At 59.6% G+C, this 22,582-nt stretch carries 9 protein-coding genes; 7 read left to right on the top strand and 2 right to left on the bottom strand.

Annotated elements, in window-relative coordinates:
- The 4 genes from JNN07_02160 to JNN07_02145 all read left to right on the top strand — a co-directional run bounded on the left by JNN07_02160 (position 1) and on the right by JNN07_02145 (position 12,730).
- The gene (locus JNN07_02160) at positions 1-1,467 is read left to right on the top strand and encodes a DUF1501 domain-containing protein (protein ID MBL9166527.1); all 1,467 of its coding nucleotides are present in this window, start codon (positions 1-3) and stop codon (positions 1,465-1,467) included.
- A gap of 99 nt (positions 1,468-1,566) precedes the next feature.
- Complete coding sequence (locus JNN07_02155; protein MBL9166526.1) at positions 1,567-5,253, top strand: VCBS repeat-containing protein; 3,687 nt, start codon at positions 1,567-1,569, stop codon at positions 5,251-5,253.
- A 290-nt stretch (positions 5,254-5,543) separates the two neighbouring features.
- Positions 5,544-8,882, top strand: a complete 3,339-nt coding sequence (locus JNN07_02150; GenBank protein ID MBL9166525.1) for a hypothetical protein — start codon at positions 5,544-5,546, stop codon at positions 8,880-8,882.
- Between the two features lie 155 nt (positions 8,883-9,037).
- A complete protein-coding gene (locus tag JNN07_02145; protein MBL9166524.1) occupies positions 9,038-12,730 on the top strand; it encodes a VCBS repeat-containing protein in 3,693 nt (1,230 codons plus the stop codon).
- 429 nt (positions 12,731-13,159) lie between these two features.
- On the opposite strand, the gene JNN07_02140 is transcribed toward JNN07_02145, so the two are convergent.
- The gene (locus JNN07_02140) at positions 13,160-15,940 is read right to left on the bottom strand and encodes a hypothetical protein (GenBank protein ID MBL9166523.1); all 2,781 of its coding nucleotides are present in this window, start codon (positions 15,938-15,940) and stop codon (positions 13,160-13,162) included.
- Between the two features lie 445 nt (positions 15,941-16,385).
- On the opposite strand from JNN07_02140, the gene JNN07_02135 reads away from it, so the two are divergent.
- The 3 genes from JNN07_02135 to JNN07_02125 are packed head-to-tail and all read left to right on the top strand — an operon-like array spanning position 16,386 to position 20,925.
- Entirely contained in the window at positions 16,386-17,882 is a 1,497-nt protein-coding gene (locus tag JNN07_02135; protein MBL9166522.1) for an FAD-dependent oxidoreductase, read from the top strand.
- The gene (locus JNN07_02130) at positions 17,840-19,627 is read left to right on the top strand and encodes a CRTAC1 family protein (GenBank protein MBL9166521.1); all 1,788 of its coding nucleotides are present in this window, start codon (positions 17,840-17,842) and stop codon (positions 19,625-19,627) included. The genes JNN07_02135 and JNN07_02130 overlap by 43 nt, the downstream gene beginning before the upstream one ends.
- Complete coding sequence (locus JNN07_02125) at positions 19,624-20,925, top strand: tetratricopeptide repeat protein (protein ID MBL9166520.1); 1,302 nt, start codon at positions 19,624-19,626, stop codon at positions 20,923-20,925. The genes JNN07_02130 and JNN07_02125 overlap by 4 nt, the downstream gene beginning before the upstream one ends.
- 186 nt (positions 20,926-21,111) lie before the next feature.
- Here JNN07_02125 and JNN07_02120 read toward each other — a convergent pair whose 3' ends face one another.
- Positions 21,112-22,404 (bottom strand): IS110 family transposase, encoded by a 1,293-nt coding sequence (locus JNN07_02120; GenBank protein ID MBL9166519.1) that lies wholly within the window; start codon positions 22,402-22,404, stop codon positions 21,112-21,114.
- Between the last annotated feature and the right edge of the window lie 178 nt (positions 22,405-22,582).

The raw sequence follows: 22,582 nt of genomic DNA, 5'->3' as shown, positions 1-22,582 counted from the left end.
ATGAAACCATCGTCACCTCCGAGCGGCCTTTGTTCGCGACGCCACTTCGCGAAAGCCAGCGCGTTTGGGCTCGGGTCCGCCGCCCTGGCCTATCTGTTGAAGGAGGAGGGACTGCTCGCTGAACCCGCGCGACCGGAGTTAGAAGCGCGCAGTTACGATCTGCAGCCGAAGCCTCCGCTCCGGCAAGCGCGCGCGCGCGCCATGATTTCGATCCTGATGGTCGGAGGACCGAGCCACATCGACCTGTTCGACCCCAAACCGTTGCTCAAGGAATACGAAGGACGCAAGTTCCCTGGAGAGCTCAAGTTCGACAACGCCGGACAGGCCAGTGCAAAGGTGCTTCCGGGGCTTTGGGAGTTTAAAAAGCATGGGCAGAGCGGCATCGAGCTTTCGACCCTTCTGCCGCACCTCGGGGCGGTGGCGGACGAGATTTGTGTGGTGCGCTCCATGCAAACCGGCGTCAACAATCACGGGCAGTCCCTGTATGCCCTCGCCAGCGGACGGATCACCGCCGGTGCTCCCACGCTCGGCAGTTGGATTAACTTTGGACTAGGCTCAGAAAGCCAGGAGCTGCCGGCCTACATCACCTTGACTCACCCCAGCGGACCACCCCAGTTGGCTGACCACCATTGGTCCAACGGTTGGCTGCCCTCAGTCTACCAGGGCGCGGCAGTAAAACCCCAGGAGCCAAGGATCCTAAATCTCGATCCCGCACCCCACCTCAAAGGACCAGGCCAGGCGCGGCAGCTGGAACTGTTGCGAGACATCAATCGGGAACACCTCCGCCAACACCCGGGCGAGTTGGATCTGGAGGCCAGAATCGCCAGCTACGAATTGGCCGCGCGGATGCAAACCTCGGCAAAAGAGGCCATGGATATCTCGAGTGAGAGCGAGGCCACACGACAGCTGTATGGCGTCGATCAGGATCTGACCCGCGACTACGGAACCCGATGTTTGATCGCGAGACGCTTGGTCGAGCGCGGTGTGCGTTTTGTTCAGATCATCAACAATGGACAAAGCTGGGATCAGCACAGCGGCCTGGTTAAAGCGCTACCCGATCTATGCGCCCGAAGCGACCGTCCCACAGCGGCGTTGGTGGCCGACCTCAAATCACGTGGATTGCTGGACACGACCCTCGTTCATTGGGGTGGCGAAATGGGGCGTCTCCCGGTGATACAAAACGACCTAGGCCGAGAAAAGGTCGGCCGAGATCACAACACCTACGGCTTCACCATGTGGCTGGCGGGCGGTGGCATCCGGGGAGGGATGACGTATGGTGAAACGGATGAGTGGGGGCACAAGGCGGTCAAAGATATCGTCACCCATCACGATTACCATGCCACCCTTCTTCACCTGTTCGGCCTGGATCACACCCAGCTCATCTACCGTCGTGCCGGCCGCGAATTAAGCCTCACCGATCGGCAACCGGCTCGGATCGTTCGGGAGATTATCCAAACCGTCACCTAAATCGACGTGAGCCCGGCTTCGTCACTTCGCCTGACTCAGCTCAGGCCTAGGAGGGTTAAACCCGCGCACCGCCAGTTAGGGCAGTGGTTCCTGGGCTGGATGAAACTGTTCCTGGTTTGCGTCCTCGTGCAGGTCCCCAAGGACAAATCGGCCTTCGGCGCATCGGCACGTCTACAGTGGCAGACCCAGCCGGGGGTAAGGACTGCCATCCTGCCCGAGCGGGAGCCTCCCTTCTCCGTCGGATTCAGCGTAATGCCTCCCGAATCGACGCACATTTCCTTCACGAATATTTTGGAAGAACACCGGGGTATTACGAATTCGATGCTCTTCAACGGATCGGGGGTTGCAGCCGGGGACGTGGATGGGGATGGCAGGTGTGATCTGTTCTTTTGCGGTTTGGGTGGCCGCAGCGCCCTCTTTAGAAACCTGGGCGACTGGACGTTTACCAACGTCACCGCCCATTCAGGGCTGGATTGCCGAGATCTGGATGCGACCTCCAGCATACTATTGGATGTGGACGGCGACCGGACGCTGGACCTCATCCTAAGTTCGTTTGGTCAGGAAACTCGCGTCTTTCGAAACGATGGCCAGGGCCATTTCTCCCTACAGGCTCAGCCCTCACCTCTGAATTTCGGGAAAGCTGGCATGACCATGGCAGCGGGCGACTTGGATGAGGATGGAGACCTCGATCTGTATGTGACAAACTATCGGACAACCGCGCTAGCGGACATGCCGCAAACCAAGTTCTGGTTGAAAACAATCAACGGCCGACAGGTGATCTCGACCGTCAACGGCCGTCCCGTGACCGAGCCCGATCTCGCGAATCGCTACCGGGTGAGCGAATTCGGAGGAATAGACGAATTGGGAGAAAGCGATGCCCTCTTCCTAAACCAGGGCGATGGCCGTTTCATGCCGGTCTCCTTCACCACCGGACGGTTTCTAGATGAAGAAGGGGCTCCCCTGAAAGCCCCTCCATACGAGTGGGGCCTCTCCGTGATGATCCGTGATCTCAACCAAGACGGAAGGTGCGACATATATGTTTGCAACGACTTCGATTCTCCCGACCGGGTCTGGATCAACCAAGGCAAAGGGATCTTCAGGGCTTTGCCACAGCTGGCGATCCGAAAGACTTCCCATTTTTCCATGGGGATCGACGTCGCCGACATCAACCGGGATGGGTGGGACGACATTTTTGTCCTCGACATGCTCAGCCGCGAACATCGACGACGCATGAACTTCGCTCCGGATCGCAAGGCAGTCCTAATGCCCCCGGGAGAGTTTCTGAGCCGACCGCAGTACGCTCGGAACACGCTTTCCCTGAATCGAGGCGATGGAACCTACGCCGAGATCGCCTGCTACTCTGGCGTTGACGCCTCCGAATGGTCCTGGGCGGCGGCGTTCCTCGACGTGGACCTCGACGGATGGGAAGATCTGCTGATCACGAACGGCAACGAACGCGACGGTCGGAATCTGGATGTGGCGGACGAGCTCAAGTCCATGCGAGCAGGCAAGACCCGCACGAACCAGGAAATTTTGGAAGCGAGGAAACTCTTCCCTCGACTGGCGACGGCGAACATCGCCTTTCGAAACCGAGGCGATCTGACCTTTGAGGACACCAGCGATTCATGGGGGTTTAACCTGATCGGGGTTTCTCACGGGATGGCGCTCGCGGACCTCGACAATGATGGCGACCAGGATGTGGCGATCAACAATCTGAACCAGCGCGCTGAAGTGTATCGCAACAACACGCCCGCGGGACGCGTCTTGGTACGACTCCGGGGAAAGGAACCCAACACCGCTGGGATCGGAGCCCGCTTGAGGCTCGAGGGAGGACCGGTAAGCCAGACCCAAGAAATCATATCGGGAGGGAGGTACTTGTCATCCGATGACCCGGCCCGAACGTTTGCCACCGGGCTCAACTCGAATCAACTCACTCTGACGGTGCACTGGCCGCGGGGTGGAAGAACGGTGATCTCCAACGTGATGCCGAACCGAGCCTATGAGGTGGAAGAGGTCGTCCAGTCTGGAAGTGTCCCCTGGGACCCACCTGCGGAAACACAGCCCTTTTTTGAAGACGCCTCGCCCCAGCTGGGTCACCGCCACACGGATGTGTCCTTTGATGATTTTGAGCGCCAGCCACTGATGGAGCGCAAACTGAGTCAACTGGGCCCGGGCGCGGCCTGGTTCGATGTGGACGGAGATGGCTGGGAGGATCTGGTTGTCTCTGGGGGAGAGGGAGGAAGGTTGGAAGTTCGCCGGAACAACGGCCGGGGCGGCTTCGAATCGTGGGGTCTCCCATCGATCTCGGCAACAAACCTTTCCGACCAGGCTTCGGTTCTCGTGACACAGACGACTCGGAGCGGAGCCCTGCTCATCGCGGCAAATGGTCAGCCGGCGGAGGCACGACCAGGATCGGGGGGATTGGTGCTGATTCACACCAACGGGACCAGCCAAGTCAGATTGGCCGATTGGGGAATGGACCCGGGGCCTATGGCCATGGGCGATGTGAATGGGGACGGTAGGCCCGATCTGTTCGTCGGGGGCCGCAGCTTGCCCGGCCACCATCCAAGGCCGGCTTCCTCCAGGTTGCTCCTTCGGGTAGAGGATCGCTTTGAGGAGGATCTGGAGCGGAGCGCCGTGTTCAAGCAGGTCGGGTTGGTCAGCGGTGCCATCTTCACCGATCTGACCGGGGACGGCGTGGCGGAGCTCGTGCTAGCCTGCGAGTGGGGTTCGCTCCGCATTTTTGAGAACCAGGGTGGTCGTCTTCAAGAGGTGACGGAAGCCTGGGGCATGAATCGATTCAAGGGCTGGTGGAACGGTGTGAGTGCGGGTGATTTCGACGGCGACGGGCGCTTGGATCTGGTGGCCTCCAATTGGGGATCCAACCACGGATATCAGTCCCACGCCACGAACGCGGTTCGTTTATATTATGGAGACATCAATGGCGAGGGGCGGACTGAGGGAGTGGAAGCTGCTTACGACCAGGCACTCCGAAAATGGGTTCCCATCCGTATGCTGGATGTTCTGGCCCGGCGGCTCCCCTTCCTCCGTGAACGATTCTCCAGTCGCAGCTCCTACGCACAAGCCAGCGTGGAGGAAGTGCTAGGCGATCGCTTAGCACATACTCAGCAGCTGGAGGTCAACTGGATGGAGTCCACCGTCTTCTTGAACCGGGGAGACAGATTCGAAGTGCGCCGACTGCCGATGGAGGCCCAATGGTCCCCAGCTTTCGGCATCTGCGTTGGCGATTTGGACGGAGACGGCCATGAGGACCTGTTCTTGAGCCAGAATTTCTTCGGATCAAATCCCCCCGCCGCCCGCGATGACGCCGGCCGCGGGCTGTGGCTGAAAGGGGATGGTCGCGGAGGGTTTGAAGCCCTGAGTGGAAAACGCGCGGGTATTTTAGTCTACGGAGAACAGCGCGCCTGCGCGCTGGCCGATTATGACCATGATGGAAGGGTGGACCTGGCGGTGTGCCAAAACGGAGGCATGACACGGCTCTTCCGGAACGTCCAAGCGAGGCCTGGGCTGAGGCTCCGCCTGGTAGGACCGCCCGCCAATCCCGCAGGAATTGGGGCGGTGATCCGGTGGGGCGACCCCCACCGCCTCGGGCCCGCGCGGGAGATTCATGCGGGAGGAGGTTATCGATCTCAAGATGCCCCAGTTCAGATCCTAGGCGGCATGGCTGCACCCCAGCGCATTTGGGTGCGGTGGCCCGGGGGACAGGTGACGGAAACGGTGGTTCCTGATGGCAGACGCGAAATCGAGATTCACCAACGACTTTAAGTGACATTGGGCACGTTAAGTTGGCAATTTACCCACTGGATCCTCCATCGGTCAGTAGTAACGACTTAGAACCCAGCGGCAGAGAATCTGAACGAGGTCTCGAATGCCTCGATTCACGGCTCCCGCGGAGCGGTGATTTTCCACTCCCCTTGACCACTATTTAGTTGCCCGCAAACGACGGTCGCGTCAGATTATTACTACTTCACTTTAGCTCACACGCGCAGACGTGTTCTCTGCGAGTGGTCCTCTTGTGTGAGGTATAGGTTGTGAAGAGTTACCTAGTATCAAGTATGAAACCTAATTACATTGTAAAATTCATCCCCTGCGTGCTGCCCGCACTCCTAACGGGCCTGGCTTGTGAGGCCGCCTCGTTTACGAGCGATTTTAACGGGTTCGGAACTCCGGCGGGATCTTCAGTGGCGGGAACGGCCGCGGTAGACACCTCCGGTGGTCTGGGCAACAGCGGCGTCCTGAAACTGACCTCGACGGCCGGAGGTCAACAGGGCGGGTTCTACGTGGACGATTTTCTGAACGGCGACCCGGTCAATAACTTTCGGGTGTCATTCAAGGTAGCCATCGGAGGTGGAACAGTCCGCCCGGCTGATGGTATGGCTTTCTCATTCGGGAGCGATGTTGCCGGCGGTGGCTTCGGCGAAGAAGGAAGCGGCACAGGTATCACCGTTACCATGGATACTTGGGACAACAACGGTACGGACACTGCTCCTGCCATTGAGGTGCTAGGAGGCAATGTCCTCGCGGCAAGCCAGTCGATGTCCACCGGGGGTGAAACGAATCCTTTCCGGGAAGGCGGCCGAGCCCCCGCCGGCGAGGTCTTGTTGGATGGCGCAGGAAATCCCGTGTCTTTGCAGACGTACGGATCTGCCCCCGCCAGCGCCTCGGATGCCGCCTATGTGGACGTGCTCATCGAGCTTTTCGCCGACCAGACGTTGAGCATGACGTGGAGTAATGTCGTGGTCTTCGACCATGTGGCTGTGAACTACTCGCCGATCTCCGGTGGTAGGTTCGCCTTTGGAGCCAGGACCGGAGGAGCCACCGAAACCCACTGGATCGAAAATCTACAGATCTACGCGAACTTCACCCCGGGCCCCGTGCAAATCGTCGAACAGCCGACGAACCAGTCGGTGACCGAGACGAAGACTGTAACGTTCTCTCTGAAATTGGAGGGGACACCAGATTTTGCCATTCAATGGTTCAAGGATGGTTCCCCTCTTCCGGGAGCCAACCAGCCCACCTACACCACGCCTCCTGCGACCTTGGACATGAACGGATCGGTCTACTATGCCGAAATCAAGAATTCGGAAACCGCCACGGCCGTGAAATCCGACAATGCCACGCTTAGCGTGAGCCCCGGCACCTTGGCCCTCTCCGCATCCACCGCGGGACGTAACAATCAGCTGGCCGTTCGCTTCAGCAAGCCAGTTAAACTCGATGGAACCTATTCAGTCGACAACGGAGTGACCTTGGCTGCAGCTGCCTATGGAGCGACCCACGCCGAGGTGGTGCTGCCGGCCACCGGCTTAAACACCGATGCGGACTACACAGTGACGATCTCCGGTGTCACAGGTGAAGACAACAGCGTTCTGCTCCCCAATCCGACCGTGCTCAGCTTCCACCACGGGTTTGGCGCGTTCTGTCAAAACTTTGACGACCTAACGGTGCCCGCTCCCAGTGCGGTGGGTGGAGTGGCCAAGGTCGCGGACATCGAAGGAAACGGCATCATTTCGCTCACCGACAACGGAGTGACCGGGGCCTGCGGGCAGTTCTTTATTCCTAACCTCTCCGGCGAAAGCCCCCTCGCCAACCTCCACGCCCGCTGGAAGTCGAGAGTGTTTTCCTCGGGATCAGCAGCCGATGGCTATAGCTTCAACTGGGGAACGGATGTCGCCGCAGGCTGCGCTGGCTCGGAAGAGGGCAACGGGTCTGGATTAAGTGTTACGGTCGACACCTTCGACAACGGCTGCGGTGACTGCAGTGACGGCACCGACGTGGGCTTGGAAATCAAATGGCGGGGGAATCAGGTCGCGTTCGAAAAGACCACCAAGAGCTTCCTCGCCAAAGGAGAATTCGTCGACGCTGAAGTGGTCGTGACGCCAGAGGGCCAAGCCACCTTTACCTATGACGATATCGTTTTGAAGGCGACACTGCCTGGCTTCGGAGCCGGCGTGCTCAAGGGAAATTACGCCTTCGTCGCCCGCACGGGTGGGGCTAGCGAGGATGCCTGGATCGATGACGTGTGCATCAATAGTGCTGCCCTGGGGCCCATCGCCATCACCACGCAGCCCGTCGACACCTCCATTGAAGTGGGAGCATCTGCGCAGTTCAAGGTAGCTGCGGACGGCACGTATCCTCACCGATATCAATGGTTGCTGAATGGGGTGCCCGTGCCCGGAGCGACTGCAGGAACGTTCACGACCGCCATCACCACCCTCGCCCAGGACGGAGCGGTTGTCTCGGTCGTGGTGAGCAATGATTTCAGCACCGCGACCAGCCAGAATGCCGTGCTTCGAGTCACTTCCACACCTCGGACCTACGGGGCGTTCTGCGAGGACTTCTCGGACAATGCGCTGCCGGAAGGAACAACGATCCGGGGCGCTGCCACGGTCGGAGGTGGCACCGGCACGGATGGTATCATCCACCTGACCGATGCCGGACAGGCGGGAGTGACGGGCGTCTTCTGGATTCCGAACCAGAGTGGCACTGAGAATCTGGATCGTCTCCAGGCTCGCTGGCGCACCTTGGTAGGCGGCGGCGAAAACAGTGGTGCCGATGGCTACAGCTTCAACTGGGGGCCCGGAGTACGCAACGACATTGGGAATACCGAAGGCAACGGAACGGGACTGAGCGTGACCGTTGATACCTTTGACAACGGCTGCGGCGATTGCGCCGACGGCACCGATACCGGCATCGAGATGAAGTGGAAAGGGGCGCGCGTGGCCTACATGCACACTTCCAAAGCTGCAATTCGTGCCAACGAATTCGTCGACGTGGAGGCCCTGGTGAGCCCCGAAGGCGAGGCGGTCTTCAACTTCGACGGAATGGTGATCCGCGCCAACCTGCCCGGATTCCAAGGACTGCGTGATGCCTCGTTCTCCTTCGCGGCCTCAACCGGCGGCGCCAACGACAACCATTGGATCGACGACGTGCGCATCAACTGCTTCGACCTGACCGCCCCCGCGATCACACTCGAGCCGACGGATGCTCCGCTGGTCACTGGGCAACCCATCACCTTCACCGCTGATTTCTCTGGGCTCATCCCAGCGAAAGTTCAGTGGTTTAGAAACAATGTCGCCATTCCTGGAGCCACTTACCGGGTCTACACGACTCCGGCTTTGGACGACTCCGAGGCGGGTGCCAAATACAAAATGGTCGTCACCAACCCGCTGGGAGTCGCCACCTCACGTGAGGTGGTGGTGACCGGTGCAGACCGCCCGGTGATCAGCATCCAGGCGAACAGCAACGGCACTGTGACCCTCAGTTGGACCGGACCCGGAGTGCTCGAGGCTGCCACCAGCCTAGACGGACCGTGGGCCACGGTCGAAGGAGCTGCCAGCCCGTTCACCTTCACCCCAACAGAGGCCCGTCAGTTCGGACGGATCCGCGTGCCCTAAACGAGGATTTGCCGATAGAACTCTCTGAAACGACACGAGCCCGGAGGACATCCTCCGGGCTCTTTTTTTGGGGGGACATCCAAAGGTCTGAATGGGGCGGTCAGAGAAACCAGAAGATTTGCCTCCGCCTCAGCAATCGTGCGAGGCTTCCCTCAATGAAAATCGTGGCAGTGTTATCCCTGCTCGTCCTGAGTGCGGAAACCGGTATCTCAGCAACGTCCCAGGAGTGGCGACGAGCATCTGGCTGGCGATCGCAGGATCTGTCCGTGCCCAGCACGGCCGCCACCCCTCGCTTGACCCGCCTGAGCTCCGCCGTCACCGGAATTTCCTTTACCAACGAACTGTCGGAGGCCAAAGCGATGGAGAGTTCCCTCCTGACCAGCGGTGCGGGAGTCGCGGCCGGCGACGTCGACGGAGACGGACGATGCGACATCTATTTCTGCGGGCTGGAACGGGGAAACCAGCTATGGCGCAATCTGGGTGGCTGGAAGTTCGAAAACATCACGGACGCGGCCGGAGTTGCCTGCAAAGGATCCCACTCCACCGGGGCATCGTTTGGGGACATCGACGGTGATGGCGACCTGGACCTGCTCGTCAACTCGTTGGGCACCGGCACGCGACTGCTGGTCAACGACGGCAAAGGACGCTTTAGCGAATCGCAGGAAAGCGGATTGCTCAAGCGTTTTGGTAGCACCTCCATGGCCCTGGGTGATATCGACGGCAATGGAACCCTCGACCTCTATGTGGCTAATTACGCCACCACCAAGATTGAGGATCGCCCGAACGCACGCTTTACCACCTCCACCATCAACGGGGTGCTGAACCTGACGGCGATTGATGGTGTTCCCCTGACATCCCCCGAGTTGACCAACCGCTACTTCATCGATCCCGACAAGATTGTGAGAGAGTTGGGCGAGCCGGATGTCCTCTACCTGAACGACGGGCAGGGACACTTCCGCCCGTTGGGGTGGACCGACGGGAGGTTTCGAGACGAGCAAGGCAACCAACTAGCTCTTCCTCCTTATGATTTCGGGTTGTCGGTGATGTTTCGCGATGTGAACGGGGACAGGGCTCCGGACTTGTACATCTGCAACGACCTCTTTCCGCCTGATCGCATCTGGATCAACGATGGCGCAGGAAAGTTCCAGGCAATGTCAACGTTGGCGGTGCGCAATACCAGCCGGTTTAGCATGGGCCTCGATTTTGCCGATCTCGACCGAGACGGCCATGATGACTTCTTCGTCGTGGATATGCTCAGCCGCGACCACCAGCGGCGCAAGGTCCAGATGGCCGGGCTTCAGTCCATGTTCCTCCCCGTGGGCAAGGTCGACAACCGCCCACAGTATCGAAGAAATACCCTCTACCGAGGTCGCGGTGATGGCACGTTTGCCGAGATCTCGCATTTCGCTGGTTTGAGCGCCACGGAGTGGTCCTGGATGCCGCTGTTCCTGGATCTTGACCTGGATGGATTTGAGGATGTGTTCATCACCACGGGACACCACCGGGACTCCCTCAACGAGGACTCGGTAGCCCGGATTTTAGAGGCGAGAAAAGGAAAACGGCTTTCCGATGCAGAACATCGGGATTTGAAAAAGCTGCACTACCCGACCCTCGCGCTTTCCAACCAGGCCTTTCGCAACATGGGAAACCTGACCTTCGTGGACCAGGCCCGGGACTGGGGATTTGACTACGTCGGAATCAGCCATGGGATGTGCCTCGCGGATTTGGATGACGACGGAGATCTCGACTTGTTGGTCAATCATTTAAACGATGGTGCCGGGGTATATCGAAATGAGTGCGTCGCTCCTCGCTTGAGCGTGCGACTTAAAGGGCTCGCGCCCAACACGCGGGGCATTGGTGCACGCATTAAGGTCACCGGCGGTCCAGTGCCCCAATCGCAAGAGATGATCGGAGGCGGCCGCTACTTGTCGTCGGACGACACGGTCCGCATGTTTGCGGCTGGGAGCATGACCAACCGACTCCGAATCCAGGTACTCTGGCGCAGCGGCCACCTGAGCGAGGTAACCGAAGCGTTGCCCAACACCCTAGTCGAGATCGAAGAGCCCCAAGGGGTACCACCGCCGCCGAAGCCAACTCCGAATCCTCCCCGTCTGTTCACGGACATCTCTTCAGCAATTGCACACGTCCATGTGGACGCCCGGTTCGATGATTTCGAACGACAACCCCTGCTCTCACGTCGGCTCAGTCAGGGAGGGCCAGGACTCAGCTGGGTGGACTTCGATGGAGATGGATGGGAAGATCTGGTGATCGGCTCTGGCGCGGGCGGACAGACCGCGCTCTATCGAAACGACTCCAAAGGAGGCTTTGTTCGAGCTGGCGGTTCGCTGCTCACCCACACCAATGATCGCGATCAAACTTCACTACTGGGCTGGAGACGGGCCGATGGAAGTTTTGCCCTGCTCGCCGGAAGCGCCAACTACGAGGACGGCGTGGCGGCCGGCCACTGCGTGCGGACCCTGGATGTGCTGCGCGGGAAAGAGGAGGACCTCTTCCCCGCCTGGGAAATCTCCGTAGGACCGTTGGCTCTGGCGGACGTGGATGGAGATGGACTATTGGACCTCTTCGTCGGGGGACGCGTCCTCGCCGGGCGCTACCCGGAGTCGACATCCTCACTGCTATTCCGAGGCACCGGTGCCGGCTTCGAGGTGGATCGGGAGAATTCGAGGCGATTGGGTCTAGTCGGCCTGGTGAACGGTGCCGTCTTCGCCGATCTGGACGGCGACTCGTTCCCCGAACTCGTGGTCGCGTGCGACTGGGGGTCGATTAAAGTTTTCAAAAATGAGGCCGGCCGACTGCGCAACGTGAGCCGAGAACTCGGCTTTGCCACGCTGACCGGATTCTGGAATGGCGTGTCGTGTGGAGACTTCGATGCCGATGGTCGCCTGGATCTGATCGGATCCAATTGGGGGGCCAACAGCAAGTACCAGGACTACCGGAAGCACGGGTTAAGGATTTACTTCGGAACCTGGACGGATCGGCCGGAACTGGACACGATGGAAGCCTATTTGGACGTCGGCCTGCGCAAGTGGGTTCCTTGGTGCACCTTCGTGGCCGCGAAGTCGCTGCCATGGGTGATCGAGCAGTATCCTACTTACACCTCCTTCTCGAGCGCCGGGGTTGCCGACATTCTAGGCGAGCGCACCCAGGGATCGCGAATGCTCCAAGCCACCTGGCTCGAAACCACCGTATTCCTGAATCGGGGCGATCACTTCGAGCCGCGCACGCTTCCGATCGAAGCGCAGATGAGTCCCGCCTTCGGCGTGGTGGTGGCAGACTTCAATGGCGACGGAAACGAAGACGTGTTTCTGGCTCAGAATTTCTTCGCCGTCGACGGTGACACCCCTCGCTACGATGCCGGACGTGGACTGTGTTTACTCGGAGACGGGCGCGGTGGTTTCAACCCACTCGATGGGGTGGAAAGTGGAATTATGGTCTATGGGGAACAACGCGGGGCCGCTGCATGTGATTATGATCAGGACGGTCGACCCGACCTAGCGGTCGGTCAAAACGGAGGTGAAACGCGGCTCTTCCGCAACTCACAGGGCCGACCAGGACTTCGAGTCTCTTTAAACGGCCCCGTCACAAACCCATTGGGAATTGGTGTTCTGCTCCGATTATCAACGGATCAGTGGCAAGGCCCCATCAAACAAGTCCATGCCGGGACAGGATATTGGTCGCAGGATAGTGCTGTTCAGATCTTGGCCTCACCCGCACCGACGGCCCGTCGACTCTGGATCAAATGGCCCCAAGGGAAGGAGTATACGATTACGGTCCCTGATCAGGCGCTCAAGGTTACAGTTGACGCACAGGGTGCGGCCCGATTCTAACCGCTATTCCGTCGCTCCAGCTCATACCTCCAACGCGCGCGTTTAAAGAGTCACGCCAACAGCCATTCCGCTACCCGCAGGAAAAGCGGAGACGTGTCTCCGCAGTCCATAGCGCCTTGTTACTCCAGCTAAGCGCTTTAAACGTAAAAGGAAAATGGAAACCACGGATTGAACGGATGACAGTAACCGGATCCGCAAAAACTTGGAAGGAAGACCCTCATCATCCTCAGAGGGAGTGCGAACTTGTGCTCAAGAATGTCACAATGCCTTCTTAATCCGTGTCATCCGTGAAGTCCGTGGTTAATCCATTCTCGGTTTTAGGCTTAGCCCTGCGGGTCCGGGCACATCCTACTCATTAAAAAACCGCCGCCTTCCGGAGAAAGCGGCGGTTTGAAAGGCTCGAGCGGGAAGGACCCCTCGACGTTTGAGTTACTTGCTCAGCCGATAGTACTTCGTGCCGGAGGCGGTATTGATATCCAGTTTCAGGGAAGCTCCGTCGACCACGGGGGCCGTGGTGACTTCTTCCCAGCTCGTGCCAGGAGCGAAGGAGCTCCGTGATTCCAGTTTGTAACCGGCTGCGGCGGCAGGCCAGCGGAGAGAGGCCGATCCACCGGCGCCCGTCGTCAGGGCCAAGGAAGGCCGAGCCTCACCGATGGTGGCGTTGGGGCCAGCCGCGAAGCTCGCGGCGATCTGAACCGAGCTCATGGCGCCGTCATAGATGCGGACTTCGTTGAAGCTGCCCGCATAGTAGGCATCACGGAACTGGGAGCGCCCCAGCCAGTTGTTCACGTCGCTCAGCGTGTTGAGCGGGAAGGTTGCGAGCGCCGAGGCCATCAACTCTCCGTTCAGATAGAGTCGAGCAATCTGGGCGGTCGAGCTGTAGGTGACTGCCAAGTGAACCTCCTCGTTGAGCGGGAAGGATCCCTGCATGTTCATCGTGGTGGTATCACCGCCGCCACCGGGCGCGTTGGCGATGAACCGCGGGAAACCAGCGGGCATCTTCGGAGTGAAGAACAAGAATTCCTGACCCGTCCCCTGGAGATCCTCACCTTCGACACTGGCACCGAAGTCGAAGACTCGCGACCAGATGGCGTTCGCCGTGGAGGTGGTCCAAAACTCCAAGGTGGCGTTGCCAAGCTCGGAGATGATCCCGTTGGGGAGGTTGACATAGCTGGCGACACCATCGAGCGTGACTTGGCCGTCTCCAGTCATGGAAGCACCGTCCACCAGAAGCCCTGGGGCACCGCCGAGAGCGTCGACCGTCTCGGTCGCACCCGCTTCTTCGTTGAAGCTGTACCGATGGCGCAGGCTGATTGCATCGCCTTGAACCGTAAGCGTTGCCGGCGTGCTGGTCACCGCCACGGGATTCCCGGCGACGATATTGACAACGCGGCAGGAATACTGGGCTCCGTTGTCACCCGAAGTCGCCACGAAGGTATAGCTCGGAGCGGTCGCACCAGCGATCTCGGCCCCATTCCGCAACCACTGATAGGTGATCGGAGTCGATCCGCTGGCTGCCACACGGAACGTGACCTCGGTGGCATCAGGAACAGTTCGGCTGGTAGGATGGCTCAGGATGCTGGCCGGGGTATCCGCGTTGTTCAGAACCTCGGGACCGGCCAAGAAGTTCCCAACCACCTCGCCCGGTGTCAGAACATGGGAATACATCCGAACTTCGTCAAACTCGGCCTGGGCGTTGCGATCGGCGGTCCAATTCGAGCGGCCGAGCCACACGTTGACGTCGTTAACGTCGCTCATCGGGTCGTCGGTCGTCAAGCTGGCGACTCTCCTGCCGTTCTCGTACGCCGTGATCAGCCCGGTGGCCTCATTCCACGTCACGGCGAAATGAAGATCCGTGTTGAAAGTAGCCGTAGAGTGAGCTGCCGTGGCCACTCCGCCACCACCCGGATCCTCATTGCGCAATTCGACTTGGCGCGTATTCACGTCATCGCCGTTCTGGAGGGTATACATCAAATAGTCACGCCCCTCGCCACCCCCGCCTGGAGCAGTCACCTCACCGCCAATCGTCGAACCGAAGTCGAAAATGCGCGACCAGGTCTGGCTGCCGACATGGCGAATCCAGCCCTCGATGCTAAACTCCCCGGAGCCGCCGTTGGCGGCACCGTGTCGGGACAAGAGACCGTTGGGCAAATCCCCATAACCAGAGTCTCCAGAACCACCGCCGGAGAGCCGCAGACGGCTGCCGGTATATTCCGTGCCCAACCCCAAAACCACACCGTCGTCCTCACCGATGGAGTCAGTGATCACCGAATTGGAGGCGTCCGAACTGGGTGCGTCGTTGAAGGAATACCGATTGACTGGAGCAACGGAGAGGCGTTCCGGGGCTATGGTTCCAGCAGGTGCCGGATCCACGAACGCGGCCTTCTCAACGTCGTAGTTATTCTTGATCTGATTGAGCGTGAGCACCTCGTCATGAATACGCACCCGGGCCAAAGTCAGCGAGCCCCGGAGACCGCCGGTTTGGGTGACCCCGTCGCCTTCAAGCTGAGTGGCCAGACACAGGGAGGTTCCTGCATGCGTGTTGATGCGCCCGGCCCCCAAAAACTCCGAGTTCGCGAACTTACCGTCCACATACACCCGGCTCATGGTCCCATCATAGGTGTAAACCAAGTGATGCCACTTGTTGGGGGTCGGATTCCCGCCATTGTTGTCCCAGGCCAGATCAGGACCATCCCCACCCCAGTGCCCCATGGCACCCCATCGGTAATCAGATCCGTAACCGAACGAAACGTTCGTCCCATCGGGACCACCGCGCTTACCCCAAGAGACCATGGTCTCTTCGTTGGCCACATCGGGATTCAACACCCACACCTCAATCGATCGAGTGGGATCGACCCCCACCAGACCGTCGGGAGGAGGAAGCAGTGTCCCGCCAGCCGCATCGACCAACTGCATGAAGTCCGAACCATCGAAGCGGATACCCTTGGTGCCACCTTCGGTGGCGACCGTGGGAATGGTGCCCTCTCCACCCCGGGCTTCGAAGACCCCACCCAGGGAGCCGGTGTTGGAGATGGTGCTGAGGGAACCTTCCTCCAACGTGGTCGCGTCCAAGTTCACCAGAAGATCTCCAGCGTTTTGAACTTGGGCGCTGCTAGCCGATACAAATCCTAAACTGATCAACGCCGCAGTGATCAGAGGAAGCCCGCCGGGGGACGGCGGGAGAGGACAGTTACGTCGATACTTTTTCATAGTGCAGTGATTAAGACCTGACAGTTTTCTGTTCCCAGATCCAACGACCATCACTCGAGGCGAATCGACCTTCGACCTATCTGAGGCAGCGGAAAACCGCGCGGACGAGAACAACGCCTCGCAGCTAAAAGCCGCCAGTCATCAATCAATTCATTGATTGGCTAGTTGGATGTGGGTCGAGAATGTGATACACGAAATCAGCTGAACTGTCAATTTGTCCGTTTGGAGATTGATGAGACAGGGGGATGGGCCTGGGTGGGATTCAGCTTAAATTGAGCGGCGAGCTTCCCCGCGATGGTGTGGGCTTCCAGCCCTCCAGCGTGTGTCCTCGCCTTTGAGGTTCAACAGTCTTCGGCGGAGTTCCCTAAATCCGTCTTACACCCTCACTTTCCCAACCACCCTCGCCAGGCTTGCTACAGCCATCCGGTCTTGCCAGAATACCCCCATGTCAACCCCCCAACAACGGATCCAGAGTGTGGCGATCCTGGGCGGCGGAAGTGCTGGTTTCATGGCCGCGCTCACCCTGAAGCGCAAACTCCCTCACCTTCAGGTAACGGTCATCCGGAGCCCGGATATCGGCGTAATAGGCGTGGGTGAAGGCACCACCGCCGCATTCCCCAAACACTTCTTTGATTACCTCAAACTCAAGCCGCAACAGTTTTACAGCGAAGCTGAGCCGACTTGGAAGTTAGGCATCCACTTTCTGTGGGGTCCCTCCAAGGGCTTCTATTACACGTTCGCTTACGAGTTCGAAAAACGTCAGCCGGATCTCTCCCGAAACAACGGGTTCTTCTTTGACCCGGAGTCGCCGTGGTGCGGGCCGGTCTCGACGTTCATGGCCAAGGACAAGGCTTTCCCGCGACGGCCCGATGGCCTCCTGCAGATCCACAACAACCACGCCTTTCACATTGAAAACCAGAAGCTAGTCGGGTGGCTGGAGAATCGGGCGCGCGACTTCGGCGTGCAGGTGATCGACGCCACGGTGCGGGCTGAGACCGGACCTGAGGGAATCGCCGCGCTGGTGGGCCAAGACCAGACCCGCTACACCGCGGACCTCTATGTCGACGCGAGTGGCTTCCGCTCCGAACTCCTGGGCGGCGCTCTGGGCGAACCGGTGCTGAGTTACACGGATGCTCTGTTCTGCGATCGCGCCGTCATCGGCGGTTGGTCGCGAACCACGGAGCCGATACGCCCCTACACGGTAGCCGAGACAATGGACTGCGGCTGGTGTTGGCAGATCGAGCACGAAAACTGGATCAACCGCGGCTATGTGTATTCCTCCGGGGCGATCAGCGACGAGGCGGCGCTCCAGGAATTCCTGCAGAAGAACCCGAAAGTCTCCAACACACCTCGGGTGGTGCGGTTTCGCAGCGGACGCCATCAACGCCTCTGGGTCAAGAACGTCGTGGCGGTTGGGAATTCGGCCGGGTTCGTCGAACCCCTGGAGGCCACGGCGCTGCAGGTGATCTGCGTGGAGGCCAGCACTCTGGCGGACTCCCTCATCGACAGCGAGTGCGCACCGTCCCCTACCCTGATCGAGCTGTACAATCGGTACAACACGCAGGCCTGGGATGACATCCGCGATTTCCTGGCCATCCATTATAAGTTCAACACCCGCTTGAACACACCGTTCTGGCAGGCCTGTCGCCATGACACGCAGCTCCATGGAGCCGAATTCCTGGTCCAGTTCTATCGGGAGAACGGCCCCAGCGTGGTCGCCGGCGCACAGCTGCTTCACCCTTCAAATTCGTTCGGGATGGACGGGTATCTCGCTCTGCTGGTCGGCCAACAGGTGCCCCATGACAAGCCGCACACACCGAGTCCCGCCGAATCGAAACTCTGGAACGCCCGTCGTGCCGGATGGGAACAAATGGCACAAGCAGGTCTGGACGTGAAGCAGTGCCTCCAAATGATTCGAAAGCCGGGATGGCGCTGGGCGTGATGGCGTCTGCTCTGCCCATTTCCTTGCTGTCCCTCGCATGCCTTTTGGTGGCGTGCCGCCCTGCCCCTTCCGACTCAGGGAGCTTCCGAGCAGGGTCGTCACGGCCCGAATCGGGTCCCTGGTTCGAGGATATCACTGAGCAATCCGGAGTTCGCTTCATCCAACGTGCCGGCACCAACTACTTCATGCCCGAACAAATGGGGAGTGGGATTGCCGTGTTCGACTTCGATCAGGACGGCCGGATGGATCTCCTTCTCCTGCAGCACACCGATGCAACCACGGCCTCCGAGGCTCGGCATCAGCTCTATCGTCAACAGCCCGACGGAACCTTCCTGGATGTGTCCTCGGGATCAGGCCTCGACCTCCGCAGCCGTGCCATGGGAGTTGCCGCCGGCGATCTAAACAATGATGGGTTGCCGGATCTGGTCATCGCGGAATACCTCGGGTCCAAAGTGTTCCAGAATCTGGGGCAGGGTCGGTTCCAAGACGTCACCCGGGAGAGCGGAGTCGACAATCCGTTTTGGGCAGCCACTGCCAGCCTCATGGACTACAACCGCGATGGACGCCTGGATCTGGTCATCGGAAACTATCTCGATCTGGATCCCACCCAGCTGTGCCGCGACTCGCGGGGACAACGGGACTTCTGCAGTCCCAGCTCCTTCGGACCCCTGCCAACCCGTCTCTGGAGGAACACCACTGTCAAAGCCGGTGCTCCCATTCGGTTCAGCGACGAAAGCGAGCGTGCAGGCTTGCTGGGAGCGCGAGGGGCGGCGTTGGGAATGGTGTGCGCGGACTTCGATGGAGACCGCTGGCCCGACATCTTTTGTGCGGACGATGGACGTCCCAATCGCCTGTTCATCAATCGACGCGACGGCACTTTCCTAGAAGAGGCGGTTCCTCGCGGGCTGGCACTCAACGCCATGGGCCAAACCGCCGCGAACATGGGCACTGCCTACGGAGACTTCGATCGCGACGGGCTGGCGGATCTCTTCGTCACCCATCTCAGCGACGAGCTTCATGGGCTCTGGCGTCAGGAGACTCGCGGGCTGTATGCCGAGCGACTGGCCACGACCGGGCTCCAGCAGCAGGCCTGGCGCGGGACAGGATTCGGAACCGTAGCGGCCGACTTTGATTGGGATGGTGATCTTGATCTCGCTTTGGTGAACGGCCTGGTGCGACACAGCCTACCCGGACAAACACCCCTCCAATCAGGAACCGCCGCCTTCTGGGGGCGGTATGCCCAGAGACCTCAGCTTTTCATGAACCTCGGGCGAGGCAGCTTCGCGGATCGATCTTCAGAGCATCCGTCGTTCTGTGGCCAGGCGATGGTGGGACGTTCCTTGGCCAGTGCGGACCTGAACCAGGATGGAGCGATGGATCTGATAGTCAGCCCGGTCGGAGGGCCGGTGCGCATCTATCGGGGCATCAAGCCTCCCACCGGACATTGGCTCAGGCTGCGCCTGCTGGAGCCCAATTCCGGCTCACGCGATGCCATCGGGGCGGAGGTTTCGATCCGATGCTCGCAGGGCTCATGGATCCAAGTGCTTCAGCCCGCCACCGGCTATTTCTCAAGTCACGAACCGACCCTGCATTTCGGACTTGGTGCGGTGGCTTCGGTCGAATCGATGGAAGTCATCTGGGCTGATGGCTCGTTGGAATCTTTCCCGGGAAGTGCTGCCGACCGAACTCTCGTCCTCCGGCGTGGAACCGGGAGAACGCTGCCACCTCAACTCCCCGCCCGATGAATATCCGAAGCTTCGTTTCGTGGGTGAGTCTGTGGGGAGCGTTCATGGGTCTTCAGAGCGGATGTTCTCTTCAGACAACAGCACCCCCGCCCATCCCAACCATCCCGACCAACGGTTTGTCTCGCGAATGGCAGGGTACGCTTGAGGCCACGAGAGCGGAAGTGGTTTCCAATCGCCTTTCAGCGCCGTCCTGGGGAAGGCTGGGACAAACCTATCAAGCGGCAGAGCTGAACGAGGCAGCACTCGCTTGTTATCGTGAAGCTCAGCGTCTCCAACCCAACGAACAGCGATGGTGGCATTTGTCGGGCTCCCTCAACCTCCTGGAGCAAACCGAGAGCGCCTTATCGGATCTTCGAGAAGCCATCCGAACAGCGACCAATTCGGAACTGCGCGAAGTCTCCCGATTTCTCCTGGCTCGCTCATTGCTCGAAGTGGGCAGACCGAGTGAGGCGGCGAATGAACTAGGAAGCCTCATCCGAGATAGCCCGCACCACGCGGGCGCCCGGCTCGCCCTGGCGAGGATCGAGCACTCCCAACGACGATGGCCTGAGGCTGAAGCCCTGCTCAACGCCTGCGTCACGAACTCTTACACCGCCCGTCCTGCCGTGTTACTTCTGTCGCAAGTGCGTCTGGGCCAGGGGCGGTCGGAGGATGCCCAACGTCTCTCACAGCAAGGCCTGGCGGCACCCCGCCCCCCGGATTGGCCGGATCCATTCCTCAGAGAGGTGCTCAGGTTCAAGGAAGGATCGGCCGCAGAAGAGGATCGAGCCAACAGCCTGTTGTCGCAAGGACGCCTCGCTGAGGCGGAGCAGCTGATCACCCAGTTAACGACACGCTTTGCGTCCGACGCGAACCCCCACCTCCTGCTGGGCCGGTTGCGATTGCAACAACGACGCTGCGAGGAAGCGGAGCAGGCTCTGCGCCGCCATCTCGAGCTCACACCGGATTCGTTTAACGGCCAGGCGCAACTAGGGCTGGCGCTGTTGTGCCAGCAACAGTGGACTCAGGCCATCCAAACCCTGCGTCAGGCGGTGGCTCTGAAACCGGACTCGGCGCAAGTTCATCACAATCTCGGAATCGCCCTGTCTCGATCGGGAGATTCCACCCACGCCGTTGAAAGCTTCCGCGAAGCCCTGCGTTACAATCCGCAGGATGCCGGCACCTGCGCCTTGCTGGCCGATGCGCTGGCGAAACTGGGGCAACGCGACGAGGCCAAACGCTATGTCGAACGGGCGCTTCAGCTAAACCCGAAGCAGTCCCGAGCCCTGGAGCTGCAAAGGATCCTGTACCGCCAGTGAGGCACACAATGAGCATGAGGAAGGAAAAGGATGAGGTCCTAAGGCCACTTTTTTACCTCCCACAATAGAGATTAAACCTGATGAGCCACACGCTAGCTCCTCGCCGTGGTGGTCGGACGCTGGAACCCGCAGGGTTGACAGAAAGTAGCCAACAGCTGAGGTGAACCAATCAAGGTATTTTTTAGGTTAGGCCGCCATTTCTTGAGCGATCTGGCGAGCGCGTTTTGCGATGGGAGCTTTGCGTTGTTCGAGCTGTTTTAGATACAACTCATCATCGTAAGAGGTGTTGGATTTCCAGCATTTCCAGAGTATCCGCAACCATTTAAAGGCCAACGAACGGAGGATAGCCCAGTGGCTTTGGCCCTTAGCTTTCTGCTGCTCGTGGTAGGCCTTGGCCCAGGCGCAGAACTTTATAGTTTGGCCCGCCCACTCGATGAGGGTTTGACGCAAAAACCAGGGCGCATTCCATCGCCAGTGCACCCAACAATGGCTTCCACTACGCTCGGTAACTGGGGCTACCCCACTCAGACGCTGAAGCTCCGTGGCACTTGAGTAGCGACTACGATCGGTTCCAAAGAGTGTCAAAAGCCTAGGGGCGAGGTTGGCTCCCGCTCCTGGCAATCCCCGAAAGAGTGCACGCTCTGGGTGGTTGGCAAAGCCTGTAGCAATCGCATCCTCGAAGCCCTCGATGTGTTCTCGAAGGACTCTCAATTCGGCAACCAACAGGCGTACGATTCGTATCTTGATATCGATGAGAGCTTGGTTACGCATCAAGGGCTTGGCGGCTTGTATGTGAGACAGGCGTTGGTCGATGAGTTGGGAGGAACGAACATTGTGAGCCTGGTAAAAGCGGCGGATGGTTGTTGGCTTGGCTGATTTGAGGTCCGCTAGGCAAGGCCACTTGTCAATAAAGTCCAGTGCCATTGGGGCTGAGACCACCTCACCGCAGAGCTCGAGCGCTTGGGGGAAATAGTCCTTGAGAGTGCTGGTGAGCTGGTTGCTTAGGCGGGTGCGTCGGTCAACCGCGTGGCGGCGTGCCTCGGCGAGGCCGCGTAGACTTTGAGTGGCTTCATCGTCGGCGATTAACCGATGCAACCGGTCCTGATGGTGTTCCAGGAGCGAAAGGAGCACTAGCGCGTCAGGGGCATCATCCTTAGCGCCTGAGGGACGGAAAGTGCGGCGGTGATGATGACTGGAGGCCGGGTGGATGGCGAAGATATGAATCCAGGGGCGCTCCATCAGTGCATAGACAACGGCACCTCGAGTGGCCTCGATGGCGATAGCGACGGGTTGACCGCCGAAACGCTTTTCGAGCTCATCGAGCCAGGCGTGGAGAGCTTCCGCTGAATGCGGTAAGTCCAAGGTCTCCAGGGCTTGATTTTTGGGCCGAATGGCCACAGCGTGTTTGGAGTCGCCCCAGTCGAAACCGATGAGAGCGGCCCATTGGACAGACGAGTCAGGATGGGTATCTGTTTTCATTTGCATAGGTTGTTGGTGACCAAAGCAAAGCGGGTTGCAGATCGTATAGTGCGAGGCGTATTGAGCGCCGGCAGTTGAGTGTGCATATCCGCAAAGCAAGCGGTCTGGATGCCGTCGGGGGTCGGCTAAAGTTCGTCGAGCGAACGGGGGTGATGTCCGTACGGCATCCAGACCAAAA

The sequence above is a fragment of the Verrucomicrobiales bacterium genome, from assembly GCA_016793885.1.
GTDB lineage: Bacteria > Verrucomicrobiota > Verrucomicrobiia > Limisphaerales > UBA11320 > UBA11320.
This window is presented reverse-complemented; position numbering and strand designations above follow the sequence as displayed.